This is a genomic window from Paenibacillus sp. FSL R5-0923 (genome assembly GCF_038009145.1).
GTDB lineage: Bacteria > Bacillota > Bacilli > Paenibacillales > Paenibacillaceae > Paenibacillus_AQ.
Map to the genome: position 1 here is coordinate 95,000 of NZ_JBBPAT010000001.1, position 18,928 is coordinate 113,927.

Here is an 18,928-nt window from a genome sequence, read left to right on the forward strand (position 1 = left end):
CTTTACAGTTACATTACAAAACGGTCCAATTCATTGACTTTGTAAGTGCTTCAACTTACGATAAACATATTAAATATACTAATGCTTTAGTATCATTTTCGACAAATTATCCTAGGCACTAGTACTCACATCATACTTAGGAGGGGACCTTATGGATCTGACAACCAGCCGAGCCGGCACGTCAGTCTCCCGTCGTCCTAAACTACCTAAACAGGGCAGTTCATCACGACTATCGCTGCGGATGATCCGTGTTAAGCATATTATCGTTGCATTGCTATTATCTATATTTTTCTTTTTAGCATTTTGTTTTGTCTCGCTCCATGGCTACATCGCTTGGGTACTATCCAATCCAACCGTCGCGCCACTGTACTCCAATCCTATGATGGCCAAAGGCCTCGCCTACGAGGATGTAACCTTCCCAGCTAAGGATGGCAGTCGCATGATGAACGGCTGGTATATTCCAGCCAAGGATGCCACTAAGACTATCGTGTTCAGTCATGGCTATGGTGCCAACCGCGAAGAGTCTTGGGTACCTATGTACGATCTCGCTCACTATGCACACAGTCTGAATTTCAATGTCGTAATGTTTGATTACGGATTTGCTGCCCAAGGTAATAAGGATATTGCAACCGGCGGCAAAAAAGAATCCCAGCAGCTTCTAGGCGCCATTGATTTCGCAAAGGAACGCGGGGCTAAAGAGCTCGTTGTTTGGGGCTTCTCCATGGGTGCTGGCACAGCACTGCAAGCAGGATTAGTATCTGAGGACATCGACGCGATGATTCTGGACAGCACCTTTTTGTTAGAACCAGACACGCTGTATCATAATATCAAGCAGAATATCGATCTGCCGCGCCAGCCTTCCCTGGCGATCATGGAAATGCTGTTCCCGGTACTGAACGGTACGGGACTAGATCAGATTCCTTATGCAAAGGTTAAATCCAAAGACTATCCTTTCCCTATCCTATTCATGCATGGAACCAAAGACGATAAAGCACCTTATCCTATTGCCGAAGAACTAGCAGCAAATCAGAACAATCCGTTCTCTGATTCCTGGATCATCGAGGGTAGTCATCATGAGCTGTTGTTCCGCGAGCATCCCCGTGAGTATTTGCGGCGGGTCTCCGCTTTTTTAGGGAATGTCCATCTGGCCAAAAATAATAATGGCGATCAGCCGGCGATGGCAAGTAATTAACTAAGCGCTAATAACCATACGAACAGCCTCTTCCAGGGACAGAAAGAAATGTATCCTAGGAAGAGGCTGTTTTCATCCCCTGGAAAGAAAGAAGCCAAAGAGGCACTCTAAGTTTATGTTCTTCATAACCTTCCAAGACCGTTCATATAATGGACTGATAAAGACATATCACGGGAGGTTTTCTTGGCATGCTATATGTATACGGGCCGATGCTGCCAGTACGTATCCTGGAAGAAATCGTATTTTGGAAAACACAAGAGAAAGAGCATACCGAAGTCATCAAAGCGATCGTACCTAAATTAGAGGATCCTTATGTGAAACTCCTCGATGAATGGGCCGTTGTTTTTGGTGCAACTGAGCAGGCGGCACAGCAGCTATTGAATACTGCCCTTTCCGCTTCTCCTCCGCCACAGGCAGAACTCACTGCGGAAACGGAGAAACTGCTACATATCTCCTGCAATCAATCCCAAGAGTTCGTCCGGCAGCTCTTTGCCATCATGGAGAGTAGCGCAGCGGTCAAAGCCGTCCCCCTTGCAACTACTGTGATTCTGCATATTATTCGCGAATCAGAATACTTCCTAGCCGTACTGCAGACACTCAGCTCGCCCGGAAAGCTATCACAAGTCATGCGCGATTATACAGAGGATTATGTCGTAAACATCGATACAGACGATACTATGCGGAATGATGGATTCTCTACTTTTACTGACACTGCTCCTGATATCCGCGATAAAAACGACGCGGTACCCATTGGCGGCCATACGCTACCTCCCTTGCCTTACGCCTATAATGCACTAGAACCTTATATTGACGAAAAGACGATGAGAATTCATCACGATAAGCACCATCAAAGTTATGTAGATGGATTAAACAAGGCTGAAGTTAAATTAGCAGATTCCCGTAAGAACGGTGACTTCGATCTCGTTAAACATTGGGAGAGAGAATTAGCCTTTAATGGTGCAGGCCACTATCTTCATACGATCTTTTGGAACGTGATGTCTCCGCAAGGCGGGGGCCGCCCAACAGGTGCTTTACTAGAAGCTATAGAACAAAGCTTCGGAAGCTATGACAGCTTCAAGAAACAGTTCACCGAAGCTGCGAATAAAGTAGAAGGTGGCGGATGGGCCATTCTCGTCTGGAGCCCACGTAGCCATAGACTAGAAATTCTCACTGCGGAAAAACATCAAAATTTATCGCAATGGGACGTTGTTCCGCTCTTGGCCTTGGATGTATGGGAACATGCCTATTATCTGAAACATCAGAATAATCGTGCGGATTATATTAACGATTGGTGGAAGGTCGTCAACTGGCCATATGTATCAGAGCGTTATGCCGCTGCCAGTAAACTTGCATGGAAGCCTTACTGATCTCTTACCACTTCGTAGAAGACATCACTTCTATTCGCTTATATTGACCCAAAAGGACCCATCGTTCACAAAAAGTGAATGATGGGTCCTTCTAATTTCGAGGCATAGACACCTCTATATACTATTCTTTAATCAAGTTCAGAAACTCCGCACGAGCGGCGGCATCCTCCCGGAAGACCCCTCTAGTAGACATGGTTACCGTCTTACTTCCTGGCTTCTTCACTCCACGTGCGCACATACAAAGATGTTCACCTTCCACAACGACCATAACGCCATGAGGGCTTAGTACCTCCGTCATAATATCCGCAATTTGCGTCGTAATGCGCTCTTGAACCTGCAAACGTCGACTCACTGCTTCAACTAGGCGAGCTAATTTGCTGAGTCCAGCAATCCGTCCGCTCGGAATGTATCCAATATGCACTTTACCGAAGAATGGAGCCATGTGATGCTCACATTGGCTGTAATAGACGATATCCTTCACGATCACTAGCTCTTCATGAGACTCATCAAAAGTAACACCGAGCGCCTCGCGGGGATCTATCGAATAACCGCCGAATATCTCCTCGTACATCCGCGTAACACGTGCTGGTGTTTCAAGCAGTCCCTCGCGGCCGGTATCTTCACCGATTAATTCTAATATTTTCTCAACGTGATACTCGATTTGCTCACGGTTCTCTGATACTTTACCGTTCACGTATTCATTGATGTTCCCCATGATGTCTCCCCCTTCCGCACCCGTATAATTTCTATCCGGACCCGGTTACTTACTTCTACGTTTATTCCCTTTAGCTGCTCCTGGTCGGGCGCCTGTCTGGTTCTGATTCTTCATCATCTGTTGGGCACGTTGCATTTGTTTCCCATTCAGGTTATAACCCATTTGTTTCGCAACCTTTTGCAGCATTTCAGGATCATTCTGCATAGTTGTCATTTGTCTGCGCAGATAATACACACCGATAAAAAATCCACCGATGAGACCTACGACCAATGTAATAATAGGTAATGCGATATTCATCTAAAGCCCACCTCTACACTCTATTGTCTGCATCGCCATATGGCACGCGAATCTATCATAGCATTTCGAGAACTGGACAGCAATTGGGAATATGCAACCTGTCTATGATCTTTTTCCTTCATTAAACATCGCTGTCCTCTCGTGCCTGCTTCGCAGTAAGGAGCACATCCTGTGCCCGGCTCAGCATTTCTTTTACCGTGTCATGCTCTTCGCGCTCTAAAGCCGATTCAACAGCAGCTAGAGCCTCCTCACCACCGATGCGTCCCAGCGCCCAAGCAGCAGTGCCTCGCATCTCAGGCCGCGGCTCTTTCAGAACAATTTCTGTTAGCTTTGGCACCGCTTCTACTTCCTTGAAATTACCGAGAGCGATGATCGCATTTCGTTGCATCGGCTTTTTGCCTCTCCAGGCAGCAGAGCTATTTCCGAATCTCTCTTTGAATTCACGGTTGCTAAGATCCAGGATTGGCATTAACAATGGCTTCACGATCTCAGGATCAGGCAGCATCTGAGGGCGATGATTCCAGTTCTTCCCTCGATTCTTGGGACATACAATCTGGCAGGTGTCACAACCGTATAGACGGTTGCCAATCTTGGTCATGTATTCATCACTCAGAAATCCTTTGGTCTGCGTCAGAAAAGAAATACAAGCCTGCGCGTTAAGTTGACCCGGACCCACCAGCGCGCCGGTTGGGCAGGCATCAATACACTTGGTACACTCCCCGCAGCCTTCCTCAACAGGCTCATCCGGAGCAAAAGGAATGTTCGTAACCATCTCCCCTAGATAAATCCAAGATCCCCATTTGGGTGAGATGATAGAACAGTTTTTGCCGCTGAAGCCTATTCCTGCTCTTTCCGCAACCGCTCTATCTACCAGTACACCGGTATCGACCATACTTTCCAGCACAGCCTCCGGTACACGTTCATGAATAAAGTCCTCTAGCTTACTTAAGGCCTCCCTCAGCACATGATGATAATCCCTGCCCCATGATGCTCGGGCGAGAATACCTCTTCGTGCACCTGGCTCAGATTTCGGAGGATTCTCCATTTTGGAAGGATAGGCCACAGCAATTGAAATAATAGATAAGGGCTTGTCCCCAGAGCTCAGTGCGGGAATCGTTCTTTTATCCAGATCCGGTTCCTCGAAACCAGATTCATATCCTTTGTCTCGGTGGTCTTGCAAAATATTTTTCAGATATAAAAAAGGCTCTGCTGTAGTAAACCCGATATCATCAATACCGAGTGACGTCGCAGCCTCCTGAATCTCCGCTTTAAGCTGTGCCCACTTGGAAGGCGGGGGAGCATACGGTGACTGAAATGTATTGTTCATTTCCGCCTTCTCCTTTCATGTTATCGATATAATTCTTATAACCCTTTCAGTTTAGACAGCGGCCACCAGATATAATCCGCCCTGCCTACAATCATGTCCTGTGGGATGGAGCCGAAATAACGGCTATCTTTGCTTGCTGAAGCATGACGGTTATCTCCCATGACAAAATAGTTTCCGCTCTCCACAGTTAACGCCGCGAAATCCGGGTCTTCAATCTCAGTATCGATATAGGGCTCATTCACTATTTTTCCATTCACATATAACTGGTGATCCTTCACTTCTATGATATCTCCAGGTATACCAATGACTCGTTTCACTAAAAAGTCCTTCCGGCTAGGCCCCGTGCTAGGATCATGAAGAATGACGACATCCCCGTGTTTTGGGTTTACAAACATCAATGAAAGCTTATTAATAAAGAGCCTCTCACCTTCCACAAGCGTTGGCTGCATAGACTGACCTTTAACCGTTGATATATTGAACACAAAAATATTAAGAACCGACATTACCGCAAAGACAACTACCGCTGTAAGCAACCAATCCTTCAATTCCGCGGCCAAACGACCACCAAAGCCTTTCTTTGATCTGGAGGATCTATGTCTTTGCTTCCGATTACGCATGAACTCTACTTGGGACTCCTGACTCAATATGTCACCTCTTATTCTCAATTATTGATGTCTATACTTGCAGATATTATAACAATAAAAAAGCATATCTCCCAGCCATTAGTAATGGACTTCTGGAAAATACGCTTGAGTATGAGTGAAACAGACTATATCATCAACTATAGTTCTATATTTAGTAAATGTTTCCGCTTACGCAGCTGAGTGATCAAAATTACCCAACAATGCTCAGCTTCCGGACAGATTTGAAAATTTGATTCTCGCTATATCCCATAGCTTCATACAATGGCAATGCAAAAGAATTATGCTCATCGACGGCTACGTAGATACCACTAACCTTACGAGCTTGAAACCTGGATTCCATAGCCGATACCAGACTTCTACCGACTCCTCTGCGGCGATAATTAGGATGTACAGCAATCCGGAAATAACAACCGTGGTTTTTCTCAATCGTACCAATCAGTGCTCCAACAATTTCTTCTTCATCTTCCGCAACTACAATGAGATCTGAATCCCATGAAAGCTGCCTGGAGAAAGGCTCGATAGTGTTCTCGAAACATTCTTCCGATAATGCTGTTTGCAGCAAATCAGTCACAGGGCTAACGTCGCTTAATTGAAAGGAACGAACGTGCATTCTTTAAAATCTCCCTTGTCTATGGCTTATGAATTTAACAAAAAGAAGGGGTTCCCTTAACATTGAGAAAATAAAAAAAAGCATCAAATACCGAGGAATACCTGCTTTTAAATCTATTAAAGCACACTTTTCTCGTGATATCATCATTTTTCTTTTGAAAGCGCTTAATATCAAGCGTTTACATTTTGGCTAAGATTCATTGTTTCATTATAAGGGTAATTATAAAGAGTTATGTCTATGGGGTGACGGCTCTTTATTTTAACATTTTAAATACAATTGATGATTCTGTTTACACTCCCATCATACTTTATAAACATTTATGTTTGTTTAGTGTTGCATTATTGATCCAGATACTGTTTAATTAAAGTATCCTATTGGGAGATACCCTATAGTACATATCAACAATAAAGAATTTTGACGATAAACCGCCGAAGTTCTTTATCTATACAAATTCTAATATACTCAGGAGGGATTTTTCCATGGCATTTCAATTACCAGCACTTCCTTATGCAAACAACGCACTCGAACCACACATCGACGCTTTGACGATGGAAATTCACCATGATAGACACCATAACACATATGTGACTAATCTGAACGCAGCTTTGGAAAAGGCACCTGAATTGCAAAGCAAAAGCATCGAAGAACTTCTTACAGATCTGAACGCTGTACCTGAATCTATCCGCACTGCTGTTCGTAACAATGGTGGCGGACACGCTAACCACACCTTGTTCTGGGAAGTTATCGGACCAAACGGCGGTGGCGCACCAACTGGCGCACTTGCAGCAGCTATTGACAGCGAACTGGGCGGATTCGAAAAATTCAAAGAAGATTTCGCAGCAGCAGCAACTACTCGTTTCGGCAGTGGCTGGGCTTGGCTAGTTGTTAAAGATGGCAAACTGGCAGTAACAAGCACACCTAACCAAGACAACCCAATCAGCGAAGGCGCTACTCCAATCCTCGGACTTGATGTATGGGAGCACGCTTACTACCTGAACTACCAAAACAAACGCCCTGATTACATCAAAGCGTTCTGGAACGTAGTAAACTGGGAAGAAGTTGGCAAACGTTACGAAAGCGCGAAATAAGGAATTAAATTCGGCTTGAGCTTATAGCTTAATAGCCAATTTAAAAAGGTATCCCCTCGCCTAATAGGCTGCGGGATACCTTTTTTTATGTTGCTCTACTGGGCAGAGTCCCCAAATAGCCTTCGTCTTACTATAATTAGGGAATAACTCCCTAAAATTCAGCGATATGCTCCATAAACACTAGTAATAAGGGAAAACCTCCCTAAAAACCAGCGGTTCTGGAGCATAAATAAGATATTCACCGAATTTTTAGGGAGGTTTTCCCTAAAATGATTAAAAATAGGCGGAAAGGGCATGATTCCAGGGAATAATTCCCTAAAAACAATTTTGATCACTCTTGAAGTCATAAAACAACAGAAGCAATTAGATGTAAGCATAGTACATTCCATACTTTGCTTACATCCCATACTCCTACATCAAACATTCTCTACTTCCCCGACTTCGCCAGCTCTTCCTGCTCAGCGAAATAAAGATTCAGCAGCTTCAAAAAGACATTAGGGAACGCATAATTAGCCATGTCCTCACGGCTGATCCAGCGAACAGCTCCGCCATCCTCTGGACTAGCATTACCATCCTCAAATTTCTCGATGGGCACGCTGCTGTCCATCTCTGGGAACAGGCCTGCATCCGCGGTGTAGGCTGCCCGTCCTTCTGCCGCTATTGGCAGCGGAAGGGCGTCCTCCTCCCTGCAGCGATACACCTGCAGGGTCCACACAATATGGCTGAAGATATGCTCAGCAGCCATCCAGTGCTCCTCAGGCCGGGCGGAGATCCCGGCCTGCCGCAGTGACCGGCGCAGCCGGTCCAGCGCCGCCGCCTCCGGCAGCCGCGCGCTCTTAGCGCCACCTTCCGCTGGCGGCGCCTGCCAATGCGGCAGCTCCCACATGCGGGCTAACAGCCCGCTTTGTGGCCGCTGCCGGATGAGCACTTGGCCCGCGTGGGCACCGCGGCCCTCGATTAAGGCCGCCAGCCGCTCCTCTGGGCGCGGCGGCTTGGCCTTGGTCTTGACGGGCAGCGAAGTCTCGCAGCCCGCCAGGCGCGCAGCGCAATGCTCCATCACCGGGCAGGTTAAGCAGCTCGGTGATTTCGGGGTGCATACGAGCGCCCCGAGCTCCATAAGCGCCTGATTAAATGAGGCTGCTTCCCCCTCCGGGATCAGCTCAGCCGCCAGGCGCTCCATTTTCACGCGGGTGGGTCCCTTAGCGATATCATCCTCGATGAGGAAGTATCGGGACAACACCCGCATTACATTACCATCTACCGCTGGCTCTGGCCGATTAAACGCGATGCTGAGAATAGCCCCTGCTGTGTAAGGACCCACTCCCTTTAAGCTGAACACCGCCTCACGGTCATTCGGCACCTGTCCACCATAAAGCTCCTTTACCTGCTTGGCTGCATGCTGTATATTACGTGCGCGGGAATAATACCCTAAGCCTTCCCAACACTTAAGCACGTCTTCTTCAGGGGCGTCAGCGAGTGACTCTACCGTCGGAAAGCGCTCAATAAAACGATTAAAATAAGGGATTACCGTATCTACCCTTGTCTGCTGCAGCATGATTTCAGAAATCCAAATATAATAAGGATTGCGATGCCTGCGCCAAGGCAAATCCCGCTTCTGCCCTTGATACCACTCCAGCAAATGATAACTGAAAAATTGCTTGACCTCTCGCAGCTCCTGATCTTGTTTATCTTGTCCTTCTTTAAAATCCAGCTGTTTTGGTCGTTCATCTTGATCTTGCAGATCTTGTCCTTTTTTTAACTCTCGTCCTTCTTCTCGTTCCTGCAAATCCTGTCGTTCTTGTTGTTTCATTGTAACTCTCCTTGCCCTTCTATAATCACGGTTCAATTCACGAACCTAGCTCCTCCACCACCGCAAAAGCTGAAGCCAAATCACGGCCATGCGTTATCGTAAGATGAATGGTATACTTCTGTCCTTCAGGTAGATCTAGTCTGCTCCAGGCTTCGCATGATAAGGTTACTTCCGGCTTACCTTTGCGGTCAGGTAATATCTCAATATCCTGAAAACCAACCACATTACCAATGCCACAACCTAAAGCCTTCACAACGGCTTCCTTGGCAGCAAAACGCCCGGCTACGAACTCAGCCAACCTTCCACCTCGTTGCTCAGCAAGCTGGTACTCTTGCTCCGTTAGGATGCGCTGGTTGAATTTCTTGCCCTGTCCCCTGCGCATTACCTCTGAGATTCGCTCAATTTCTAACACATCATGTCCGATTCCGTAAATCAAAATTTCACGCTCCTTATGGACGTGTATCCTATACTACTTCAATAATGGTATGATCATTATACAGGTCATTCATTTCAATTTTAAATTATAGTCCTATAAGATTCTTTCTGCTATCTTAAAAGAAAATGCTTTGGAAGTCTATCTAGGCGCCTTGTTGATGGACTTGCTGATTTACTTCATTTATATATAGAGAGAGGGGATTACCCTATGCAGCATCGTAATTTCGAAATACCCGCTGGTGAAGACGCTGTTCTCCGCTGCTCACACTTTCCTGCCCAAGAAGCACCTAAGAGCCTTATCGTTATTGCACACGGCTACAAGGGCTTCAAAGATTGGGGGATGTTTCCTTACATAGCCACTACTCTCAGCCAAGATCATGAAGTGATCACCTTCAACTTCTCTCATGCTGGAATCGGAGAGGATCTGCTGCATTTTACCGAGCTTGAAAAATTCGCCCGCAACACCTTTCGTCGCGAGCTGAAGGACATGGAAATACTGTTGTCCTACCTTAGCCAGCACCCGAAATTCGGCAGCTTACCCTTATTCCTTCTAGGACATAGTCTTGGAGGGGGAATTTGTCTGGTCTACACGCTTGATCATCCGAGTGAAGTTAGCGGGGTAATCTCCTGGAACGGGGTTACGAAGCTCGATTTGTTGACGGAAGAACAAAAGCAGGAGATGAAGCAAACAGGACGAACCCACGTCCTTAATGCACGCACGGGTCAACAAATGCCGCTGGATGCTGTTATTTTAGAAGATATGGAGAACCAACAAGAACGTTATAATATCCTTGAACGCATGAAGACAGCGTCCTTCCCAGTTGTTCTTATTCAAGGCAGTCTGGATGGAGCGCACCTCCGGCAAGGATCTGAGCAGCTCACTGAACTCCGGCCCGATATTAACTGGGTTCATATTCCTGAGGGTAATCATACCTTCGGTACTGTGCATCCTTTTGCCGGCACTACCCCACAATTGGAGCTTGCGATTGCTTCGACCACTAATTTTATCGATCAAACGCTGGCTAACTAAGATTCTTCTAACTTATCCATCTCACAAAAAACCGCCACGAGAGCTGCTACAACGCAGACCCGTGGCGGTTTCTACTTCTACCTATTCTAAATTCCAGGAATGACATTGCGCTTATGCGCCGTTCTCCGGTAGTAATTCTCGAGTTTCTCCGCTACCTCTGGGTTAACCTGTTTGCCTTCCAAATAATCGCTATTATCGTCATAAGTAATGCCCAGCTCGGTTTCATCCGTCTGCCCCGGCCATAAGCCTGCCGTAGGTGCTTTAGTAACAATATCCGCAGGCACACCAATATGAGCAGCTAATTGACGAACCTGACGTTTGTTAAGTGTGGATAGAGGTGTAATATCTACAGCACCATCCCCCCACTTGGTGTAGAAACCCGTAATGGCTTCTGAAGCATGATCCGTTCCTACTACAATCAGATTGTTCTCAAAAGAGAGCGCATATTGCATAACCATACGTGTTCTCGCTTTAACATTCCCCTTGCCTTGATGGGTCATATGACGATGTTGGCCCAAGGACTTCAGGCTATGCTCAACTTCAAGCGCAATCTCATTTACCGCTTCCTCAATGTTTGTCTCCACGGTATGGGTCAGATTAAAAGCTTTAGCGACATCATAACTGTGCTGGATATCCTCTTGAACACCATATGGCTGGTATACGCCAAGCGTAATATACTCTGTGCCTTCTTGAGCCGACAGCTCGTCCGTAGCCTGCTTACATAGACCCGCAGCTACCGCGCTGTCCACCCCGCCGCTAATGGCGATCAATAATCCTTTGGCACCTGCCTTCAGCACGTACGACTTTAAGAAATCAACCCGTTTGCGTACCTCTGCTTCTACATCAATCGTTGGCTTCACACCAAGATCTGCAATAATTTCTTCCTGCAAACTCACAAACCACACCCCGTTCCATCAGAAATGGTTCCATATCCATCAAAATATCCATACCAAGTGAAGCTCTATGCTTCTAAGTATATTCTATCCCATTATCGCTCTTATATTTTGAAAAATCCCGCAACAGCCGAATTACCGACTAATGCGAGATTATATGGAATAACTTTTTTACTTGCAAAAACGATCAAAAACTTCTTTCAACTCAGCAGCAATTTCAGCAGCCGAACGATTCTCAACACTATGGCGTTCAATAAAATGAACGAGCTCTCCATCCTTCATCAATGCGATGGAAGGGGAAGATGGCGGATAAGGAGCAAAATATTCACGCGCTTTAGCAGTAGCTTCTTTCTCTTGACCTGCAAACACTGTGAACAAGTGATCCGGAGCGATCTCATTTTGCAATGCCTGAGCTACACCAGGACGGCATTGTCCAGCGGCACAACCACAGACCGAATTCACGACTACAAGCGCCGTACCTTTTGCGGTAGGAAGAGTGGCTTCCACCTCTTCTGGAGTCATAAGCTCCTGAAACCCAATGCTTGTAAGGTCATCACGCATAGGCTGAATCGAATCTCTCATATATTGATTAAAAGACATGGACATTTCTCTGCACTCTCCTTCACTGATTACTGTTTTGTCAGATAACATTACAGCAGTACTTACTAACTTTATTATACATTCATACTCTGTGAAAGCAAGAGATGCTACAGTAACCTGATTTAATCCGCAAGCATGGCTTCACTATATTCATCCTTTACTAAAGGGAATGAGATGGTAAATACTGTACCCTCTCCTTCTACAGAATCTACAGTTATTTTACCGTTATGCCGTTCCACAATACTGAGACACAAGGATAACCCTAGACCCGTTCCCTCCCTTTTTGTTGTGAAGAAAGGGGAAAACAGCTTCTCTCGTTGACTGTCCGACATACCGATTCCTCTATCCCTTACAATCAGCTCCACTTGTTCCTGAGTACTATGTGTTTCCAGTGTCAGAATCCCCTTGGATCCCATAGCCTCCATGCCGTTGCGGCCTAAATTAAGGATAAGCTGCTTGATTTCCCGAACGTTTAACTCCAATTCATGGATGGATGCGTTCAGCTTTAGCTCAACACTTTGACCACGAAGATTAGCATCCGCCCACAGCAGCGGACTGACTTCTTCTATAACTCGGTGTAATAGCACTTTCTCCTTATCGGATATCCGGCTTTGCGCCAGCGATAGGAAATCATTAATAATGCTATTCGCCCGATCCAGCTCCTCCAATACGATCTGATAATAAGAATCCAAATCATCCGAGCTCTTTTCTCTCATTAGCTGTAAAAATCCGCGAACTACCGCCATAGGATTACGAATCTCATGGGTAATTCCGGCAGCCATCTGCCCTACTAAGCTCAATCGTTCCACATGATCCAGCTCTGAGCGGAGTTTCACTTCATCCGTAATATCCTGTGCAATGAGTACCACTCCACTCGTTAATCCTGAGTTCTTATGCATTAGTGGTGCTGAATAAATTTGATAGATCCGCGTTCCATGAATCATTCGCTCATGGGAACGCCGTTTATGCTGAATGTTATCCCGTACCCTCATATATGCATCAACATCCGCTGAACCATTAAAAAATTCCCTAACCGGCTTGCCAATAATATCTTCCCTTTTCAAATTGGGATAATGCATTCGTGCCATTCCCAACATACAATCATTGAGGTCGGTCACAACTCCGTGATCATCCAGGGACATAATACTCAGAGGTACTACATTTGTAATCTGCTGCAGCTTCTCAGACTCCCACTGGAAATTATCACTTATACTTTCCATATGTATTTTAGCCCGCCAACTACTCCAGACCATTTCAACAAAATAAACAAAAATACCGCCTAGTGCGATGCTGAAAAATAGATACAAAGTAATCAAAAGTGACTCGCCAGAATGAGCCTCATATATATTTTTTCCACCTATAATAGGCACAAGTGCAATGAACAACATATTCGGACAAAGAACCATCCATAACATACCTATCTTCTCTACCACTGTGCCTTTCTTAAAAGGCTTAGCCAGCCCAAACAGCAACGGATATAATAATATTCCTGAATTTAATATCATATTACTTATTCCTGCTGGCTCTGCAATGAATATATTACAGACAAGCAAAAAGATGGACAGCAGAATGCCTGAACGTACAGTTCCATATAAAATACCGATATAAGCAGGAATCATTCCTAAATTCAAATAAGCAATACCGAATAAAGTCGTCGAAAGAAGAGAGCATAGCATAAGACTTAACGCACACGCCAAAACCAAAAAAGTTTGATTATCCGGGAAACTACCTTTTTTTCGAGCCACAAGCCCTCGGTCCACCCACCACTGAATCAGAAATAGAAAGGAGCATGCTGCCGATATTTGCAATAATATATCCTTAATTGCGCCAATAATTACAATCACACCCCAAAATGGACAAATTCCCCTACATGACTAGATTAAAGCACAGGATTACTCTCCTGACAACGATTATAACCAAGTGAGCGGACAAGACTGGTTACATGACAGTCAGAATGGTATGATTCCGTTAGGAAAACACGAAGTAACACCAGTGTCTTAACATGTAAAGGAGTAAAATTTCATGAGCAACTTCGATGTGATCGTCATAGGTGGCGGCCCTTCGGGATTAATGGCAAGCGTGGCCGCAGCAGAACACGGGGCATCCGTACTACTGATCGACAAGGGAGCTAAGCTAGGACGAAAGCTCGGGATATCTGGTGGCGGACGCTGCAATGTAACGAACGTCAAGGAGAGAGATGAGTTAATCTCCCATATCCCGGGAAACGGGCGGTTTTTGTATAGCGCCTTCGACCATTTTAATAATCAAGATATCATTGCCTTTTTTGAAGGCTTAGGCATTGCATTAAAGGAAGAAGACAACGGACGGATGTTTCCCGTCTCCGATAAGGCCTCCAGCGTCGTCTCCGCCTTAATTAACAAAGTACGGGGTCTAGGTGTGCAGATTATGACGGATAGTCCTGTTTCACATGTAATATATGAAGAAGGGGCCGTTAAGGGCGTTCAGCTGGGCTCGGGCAAAACGATTTCCAGTGCTGCCGTAATCATCGCCACCGGAGGAAAGTCCGTTCCTCAGACCGGCTCTACTGGAGATGGGTACCCATGGGCTGAAGCCGCAGGCCACACCATTACTGAGCTATTTCCGACAGAGGTACCGATTATTTCACGGGAAGAGTGGATTAAATCCGGTGAGCTGCAAGGATTGTCGCTACGCGATGTGACACTTACTGTATGGAATCCAAAAGGAAAGAAGGTCATTTCTCATCGCGGAGATATGATCTTCACCCATTTTGGATTATCCGGGCCAATTGCGCTGCGCTGCAGCCAATTTCTGAGACAGGTCCAGCGTAAATCAGGGAATGACACGGTTGAGATGTCCATCGATCTCTTCCCTGATCTGAACTTGCAAGAAGTGGAATCATCGCTGCAGGACAAGCTGGACCAGGAGCCGAAGAAAGCGATCCGCAATTCACTAAAGGGGCTGCTGCCAGAACGTCTCATTCCCCTCTTGTTAGCTAAAGCTGACCTGGATGGGGATATTACGGGTCATCATGTATCCAAGAATGGATTGCTTGCGCTAGCAGGTATCTTGAAAAGGATGCCCGTTAATGTTCATGGTACCCGCTCCCTGTCCGAAGCCTTTGTTACGGGTGGCGGCGTAAATCTGAAAGAGATCGATCCCAAAAGAATGGAATCTAAGCTTATGCAAGGGTTATTCTTCTGTGGAGAGGTACTCGATATCCATGGCTACACTGGTGGCTACAATATAACAGCAGCGTTCTCTACTGGATATACAGCAGGCAAACATGCCGCTGACCTTCGCCTTAGTTAATGTGTCGCAACTAAAAACAGCGTGACTTGAGAGGTTTCTCAAGTCACGCTGTTTTTTTATCTATCTATCAATCTTTGCCCAATCGGAACGTACCAAATATTCTGCTGATAAAGAGTCCAACCATGTATCCAACCGGTACGAACAAGATGATCCCCCACCATCCATATAAAGAGAGACAGATTAGTGCGGAGGTAATCATTGTAAAGGGAAGTAATAAAATAGGGACCGCATGCATACCCGCTTCAGCCTTTTGTTCTTTCGTAAATGGAAGTATCCCAATGTAATCATCTCCAACAAACAAAGACCAGAACGAAAACAGCCAAAAAGTCATAAGCGATGTTAATACTACAAATCCTAGCCATTTAAATCCCGATGGAATGATAAGGATCGCTACCGCGGACACGGCAGTGAAAGCCAAGTAAAGCTTTAAATGGGCCGGATTCCGTATGAGTGCCTTAATCGCTGCCGCAGAGAAACGGCTCTCGGCAGTCTTTGATTTAAGCAAAGGCTGCGACTTCCGGAAAATCCATGGCTTATGGCGAGTCGGGCGAGGTTTATCCAGAACATGGCGGAGCAGTATGGCCGCTATCTTCATTCGCTGCTTGTAGTCCTCGCGCACATCGTTCATAAATGTCCCACGCATCAATAAGCGCCACCGGAAAGCAAATATTGCAACGACTGTAAATACAACCGCACTCAGCAATATGATGAGCGGGCGATCATTCCAAAGGCTAGCTACTCTGAAATAAATAGCGTTCGGGACGGAGATCGCCAGAAATAGCCATAACCAGCGACGCCAACCTTGCTTCTGTACTTTTACAAGATGTCCAAGTAACTTAACACACCAACTGCACGCCAAGGTCAGAGCGAACAGCGCCCATACCTCCGATGACGTCATCTCAAATCCCCGAATCAGAAAAGGCAGTAACAGTGCAAAAGCTACACAGAACTTCAGCGAGGTTACAATCAGGCTGTAGAGCAACCCGCGAAATAGGATCGTATTCATCCATCGTTGCCGTTGTCTAAGAAATAATAGATCGCCTTCCTGCAATAATAGCACCAAGCCCCCGTTGCAGATCAAGAGCACTAATAATGAAGGAATGAGCATAAACGGCAAATTCACACTCCAAGCCGGTAGCGCCTCATTCCAGAACCCGTAATACAAACGCCCTCCCAATAATCCCCCGGGAATAAGAATATATAATAGAACTGTCCAATCAGCCGCCGTACGGATAATAGCGGATTGCTCACGCCAATGAGAGAATAGCCGCCGTCTGAATAGTTGTTTAGCGTTAGAAAAAGCAAACGCCCGCTGTCCCTGCTTACTCATGTTAGTTCGTCGAAGCAATCAAACAACGACGCCTCCGGCAGTCCAGCATAATCACGTATATCTTCGAGTGTTCCTGAGGCGGCAACCTTTCCCCCGGAGATCAATACGAAATCATCGCATATCTTCTCTGCTGTATCCAGTACATGCGTAGACATTAATACACCAGCTCCGCGCTTCCGCTCCGCTTCTAGCAGCCGCAGGAAATCTTTAGTGGCGCGCGGATCTAAACCAATAAATGGCTCGTCCACAATATAAACATCCGGCTGTACCAAGAAGCCAAGCATTAGCATCATTTTTTGTTTCATGCCCTTAGAGAATCCAGCTGGAAGATCATTGCGCACATGGCCCATACCAAACTGCTTCAACAGTCTTTCTGCAGTTTCTTCGAACTGTTCGTACTTCAGTCCATAGGCAGCGGCCGCTAAATCCAAGTGCTCCCACAATGTCAAATCCTCATAAAACACAGGTTGCTCCGGAACATAAGCGTAAGATTTATTAACTCCACTAAAAGACACTTTAGCCTTGGTATTCTTCAACAAACCAAGCAGGGTCTTAATGGTTGTACTTTTCCCAGCACCATTAGGTCCGATCAGTCCGAGCAGTTGACCTCGCTTCACTTGAAAAGAAATATCGAATATGCAAGGATCTCCCGCTTCATAGCCAGCTTCATCGATCTCAACATCGAGCACAATGTCGTCATAGCTCTCGGTATCCACTGTAGTTTCTTCTTTTTCCATACTCTCCATCTCCTAGTACTTCTAATAAATACTATTATAAATTGCATTCCCTATTGCGTATATGAATGATATTCAAATGATCAACAGAGGCAATCGCAACTTATCTAATCGTACTATATATTTTTCCTGAAAATAATCAAGCTGCTTTTTTCACAATAATAACTTAAGCCCTGCGCAATAGCGAATAAAAGAAACCTCCCATCAAAGGGAGGTCTGTCCTACAAGGTCCATGTTATTCGTCGCAGCTATTCCTTCCTGCTTCTTGATCGCCGCTTCATCCCTGCGCTCGATTTTACCACGCAGCATTAACAGCCCTAGTCCTAGCAATCCTGTAAGCAAACCAGATAGAATAAAGGCAGATACCGGCCCCGATGCTGTCACTAAGGCTCCACCGGCTACAGGTCCTAGAATAACAGCTGCGCTTGTCAGGCTGCCTATGGTTCCAAATACACGACCCGTGTATTCCGCAGGTGTCCGCTGCTGGAGCATTGAATTGAAGGGGATAAACGCTAGTCCTGCACCCACACCCGCAAACATGAAGGACCCAAACAAAGCAATGTTCATCCAGATTCCGGCTTGACCATGAGCAGTTACGATCCCTGCACTTGAGAAGACAATGCCCATGATTATAGCCCCTAATCCCATAAAAATAAGCGGATGCTTACCACTGCCTAATCGGCTTACAAGCAGTGCAGATAGCAAGGTTCCAAAGCCACTGGCTGCTACACACCACCCCAGCAGATCTCCGTTCACACCTGGAATCTCCCGGAATAACGTTACAATCTGAGAGTCTCCGATCTGTAGCATTAGCAGCACCAGTACCAGCATAACAATGCCACACAGCACTACAGGCATTCCTGCAATCACATGCAGACCTGCCGACATTTCTTGGCGGAAGGAGTTACGCACCTCCGTATCCCCCCTGCTTGTTTCCGTATCTTTCTTCTTAATCGCAGCTGTACGCGGTAATCCAAGCAAAATAATCGCCGATAAAACGAACGTAGCAGAATCGATCATATAACAAACAGATATGCCGAAGGCTGCAACTAACAATCCACCAAGAGCTGGACCCACAATTTTAGTTATCTGCTCTATAGATGAGCTAAGCGCCATTGCTTTATCCATCTGAGCCGCAGGAACAAGTTCCTTAATCTTTCCGCTTTTGGCCGGAGAGAACAACACATCCATACATCCCTTAGCCAGCAGCAGCACATAAACCTGCCACAGCGAGCCTGCAAATACCAAGCAAATAACAACCGCTGCACGGGCTATATCCGAACCAATCATTAGTGCCTTGCGGTTAAATCGATCACTTAAGTAACCTGCAAACGGTCCTCCTAAGAGCAAAGGCACTGCCATACATAAAGATATAGCCGTAATTTCCCACGGTGTGGCATTCCATTTAAACCCTACCATTGTCAGTAGCGCTAGTATATGCAACCAGTCTCCTACATTCGATACAAGCTGTGCCGCAATAAGCAGCATGAATGGCTTATTTGCGGTTAGCTTACTTTCTTTTAAATCATCAATATGATGTTCCTCCATCCTTCCTTCACTCCCCG

At 45.9% G+C, this 18,928-nt stretch carries 17 protein-coding genes and 1 pseudogene; 5 read left to right on the plus strand and 13 right to left on the minus strand.

Annotated elements, in window-relative coordinates:
• The first annotated feature begins 151 nt into the window (after positions 1-151).
• A complete protein-coding gene (locus MKX35_RS00410; RefSeq protein ID WP_076285877.1) occupies positions 152-1,192 on the plus strand; it encodes an alpha/beta hydrolase in 1,041 nt (346 codons plus the stop codon).
• 188 nt (positions 1,193-1,380) lie between these two features.
• Positions 1,381-2,559 carry a Fe-Mn family superoxide dismutase gene (locus MKX35_RS00415; protein WP_076300168.1) on the plus strand — a complete coding sequence of 393 codons (1,179 nt, stop codon included), beginning with the start codon at positions 1,381-1,383 and terminating at the stop codon, positions 2,557-2,559.
• Positions 2,560-2,680: 121 nt separating this feature from the next.
• On the opposite strand, the gene folE is transcribed toward MKX35_RS00415, so the two are convergent.
• From folE to MKX35_RS00440, 5 genes and pseudogenes are all read right to left on the minus strand, one after another.
• Positions 2,681-3,274: a GTP cyclohydrolase I FolE gene (gene folE, locus MKX35_RS00420; RefSeq protein ID WP_076285879.1), complete on the minus strand. Its 594-nt coding sequence runs from the start codon at positions 3,272-3,274 to the stop codon at positions 2,681-2,683.
• Between the two features lie 45 nt (positions 3,275-3,319).
• Positions 3,320-3,571 carry a YneF family protein gene (locus MKX35_RS00425; RefSeq protein ID WP_042123938.1) on the minus strand — a complete coding sequence of 84 codons (252 nt, stop codon included), beginning with the start codon at positions 3,569-3,571 and terminating at the stop codon, positions 3,320-3,322.
• Between the two features lie 130 nt (positions 3,572-3,701).
• Positions 3,702-4,898: pseudogene (gene queG, locus MKX35_RS00430) on the minus strand (tRNA epoxyqueuosine(34) reductase QueG); the annotation flags it as partial.
• 35 nt (positions 4,899-4,933) lie between these two features.
• Positions 4,934-5,542, minus strand: coding sequence for a signal peptidase I (lepB, locus tag MKX35_RS00435; protein ID WP_076285881.1), 609 nt, complete (start codon positions 5,540-5,542; stop codon positions 4,934-4,936).
• A 190-nt stretch (positions 5,543-5,732) separates the two neighbouring features.
• Positions 5,733-6,152 carry a GNAT family N-acetyltransferase gene (locus tag MKX35_RS00440; RefSeq protein WP_076300166.1) on the minus strand — a complete coding sequence of 140 codons (420 nt, stop codon included), beginning with the start codon at positions 6,150-6,152 and terminating at the stop codon, positions 5,733-5,735.
• 479 nt (positions 6,153-6,631) lie between these two features.
• On the opposite strand from MKX35_RS00440, the gene MKX35_RS00445 reads away from it, so the two are divergent.
• Positions 6,632-7,240, plus strand: a complete 609-nt coding sequence (locus MKX35_RS00445; RefSeq protein WP_076300165.1) for a superoxide dismutase — start codon at positions 6,632-6,634, stop codon at positions 7,238-7,240.
• A 427-nt stretch (positions 7,241-7,667) separates the two neighbouring features.
• Here MKX35_RS00445 and mutY read toward each other — a convergent pair whose 3' ends face one another.
• Both mutY and acpS read right to left on the minus strand, forming a co-directional pair.
• Entirely contained in the window at positions 7,668-9,050 is a 1,383-nt protein-coding gene (gene mutY, locus MKX35_RS00450) for an A/G-specific adenine glycosylase (RefSeq protein WP_081382982.1), read from the minus strand.
• 37 nt (positions 9,051-9,087) lie between these two features.
• Entirely contained in the window at positions 9,088-9,486 is a 399-nt protein-coding gene (acpS, locus tag MKX35_RS00455; protein WP_076300164.1) for a holo-ACP synthase, read from the minus strand.
• Between the two features lie 207 nt (positions 9,487-9,693).
• On the opposite strand from acpS, the gene MKX35_RS00460 reads away from it, so the two are divergent.
• Positions 9,694-10,515 (plus strand): alpha/beta hydrolase, encoded by an 822-nt coding sequence (locus MKX35_RS00460; protein ID WP_042184648.1) that lies wholly within the window; start codon positions 9,694-9,696, stop codon positions 10,513-10,515.
• Between the two features lie 86 nt (positions 10,516-10,601).
• Here the strand turns inward: MKX35_RS00460 and nadE are convergent, their stop codons facing one another.
• From nadE to MKX35_RS00475, 3 genes are all read right to left on the minus strand, one after another.
• Positions 10,602-11,411, minus strand: a complete 810-nt coding sequence (nadE, locus tag MKX35_RS00465) for an ammonia-dependent NAD(+) synthetase (protein ID WP_042184646.1) — start codon at positions 11,409-11,411, stop codon at positions 10,602-10,604.
• Between the two features lie 168 nt (positions 11,412-11,579).
• Positions 11,580-12,014: a BrxA/BrxB family bacilliredoxin gene (locus tag MKX35_RS00470; RefSeq protein WP_042184644.1), complete on the minus strand. Its 435-nt coding sequence runs from the start codon at positions 12,012-12,014 to the stop codon at positions 11,580-11,582.
• A gap of 116 nt (positions 12,015-12,130) precedes the next feature.
• Positions 12,131-13,852 (minus strand): two-component system sensor histidine kinase NtrB, encoded by a 1,722-nt coding sequence (locus MKX35_RS00475; protein ID WP_081382981.1) that lies wholly within the window; start codon positions 13,850-13,852, stop codon positions 12,131-12,133.
• A gap of 178 nt (positions 13,853-14,030) precedes the next feature.
• Here MKX35_RS00475 and MKX35_RS00480 point away from each other — a divergent pair, with 178 nt between their 5' ends.
• Positions 14,031-15,299: a BaiN/RdsA family NAD(P)/FAD-dependent oxidoreductase gene (locus MKX35_RS00480; RefSeq protein ID WP_076300163.1), complete on the plus strand. Its 1,269-nt coding sequence runs from the start codon at positions 14,031-14,033 to the stop codon at positions 15,297-15,299.
• Between the two features lie 67 nt (positions 15,300-15,366).
• Here the strand turns inward: MKX35_RS00480 and MKX35_RS00485 are convergent, their stop codons facing one another.
• From MKX35_RS00485 to MKX35_RS00495, 3 genes are all read right to left on the minus strand, one after another.
• Positions 15,367-16,629: an ABC transporter permease gene (locus MKX35_RS00485; RefSeq protein ID WP_042184640.1), complete on the minus strand. Its 1,263-nt coding sequence runs from the start codon at positions 16,627-16,629 to the stop codon at positions 15,367-15,369.
• Positions 16,626-17,366: an ABC transporter ATP-binding protein gene (locus tag MKX35_RS00490; protein WP_042184638.1), complete on the minus strand. Its 741-nt coding sequence runs from the start codon at positions 17,364-17,366 to the stop codon at positions 16,626-16,628. The genes MKX35_RS00485 and MKX35_RS00490 overlap by 4 nt, the downstream gene beginning before the upstream one ends.
• 201 nt (positions 17,367-17,567) lie before the next feature.
• Positions 17,568-18,911 (minus strand): MFS transporter, encoded by a 1,344-nt coding sequence (locus MKX35_RS00495; RefSeq protein ID WP_076300162.1) that lies wholly within the window; start codon positions 18,909-18,911, stop codon positions 17,568-17,570.
• Positions 18,912-18,928: the final 17 nt, after the last annotated feature.

Excerpts from the sequence above, each read along its gene's own strand:
- MKX35_RS00490 (WP_042184638.1), bottom strand. The coding sequence starts at position 17,366 with ATGGAAAAAGAAGAAACTACAGTGGATACCGAGAGCTATGACGACATT.
- MKX35_RS00425 (WP_042123938.1), bottom strand. The coding sequence starts at position 3,571 with ATGAATATCGCATTACCTATTATTACATTGGTCGTAGGTCTCATCGGT.
- MKX35_RS00480 (WP_076300163.1), top strand. The coding sequence starts at position 14,031 with ATGAGCAACTTCGATGTGATCGTCATAGGTGGCGGCCCTTCGGGATTA.
- MKX35_RS00495 (WP_076300162.1), bottom strand. The coding sequence starts at position 18,911 with ATGGAGGAACATCATATTGATGATTTAAAAGAAAGTAAGCTAACCGCA.
- MKX35_RS00470 (WP_042184644.1), bottom strand. The coding sequence starts at position 12,014 with ATGTCCATGTCTTTTAATCAATATATGAGAGATTCGATTCAGCCTATG.
- folE (WP_076285879.1), bottom strand. The coding sequence starts at position 3,274 with ATGGGGAACATCAATGAATACGTGAACGGTAAAGTATCAGAGAACCGT.
- MKX35_RS00410 (WP_076285877.1), top strand. The coding sequence starts at position 152 with ATGGATCTGACAACCAGCCGAGCCGGCACGTCAGTCTCCCGTCGTCCT.
- MKX35_RS00415 (WP_076300168.1), top strand. The coding sequence starts at position 1,381 with ATGCTATATGTATACGGGCCGATGCTGCCAGTACGTATCCTGGAAGAA.
- mutY (WP_081382982.1), bottom strand. The coding sequence starts at position 9,050 with ATGAAACAACAAGAACGACAGGATTTGCAGGAACGAGAAGAAGGACGA.
- MKX35_RS00440 (WP_076300166.1), bottom strand. The coding sequence starts at position 6,152 with ATGCACGTTCGTTCCTTTCAATTAAGCGACGTTAGCCCTGTGACTGAT.
- MKX35_RS00445 (WP_076300165.1), top strand. The coding sequence starts at position 6,632 with ATGGCATTTCAATTACCAGCACTTCCTTATGCAAACAACGCACTCGAA.
- MKX35_RS00460 (WP_042184648.1), top strand. The coding sequence starts at position 9,694 with ATGCAGCATCGTAATTTCGAAATACCCGCTGGTGAAGACGCTGTTCTC.
- MKX35_RS00485 (WP_042184640.1), bottom strand. The coding sequence starts at position 16,629 with ATGAGTAAGCAGGGACAGCGGGCGTTTGCTTTTTCTAACGCTAAACAA.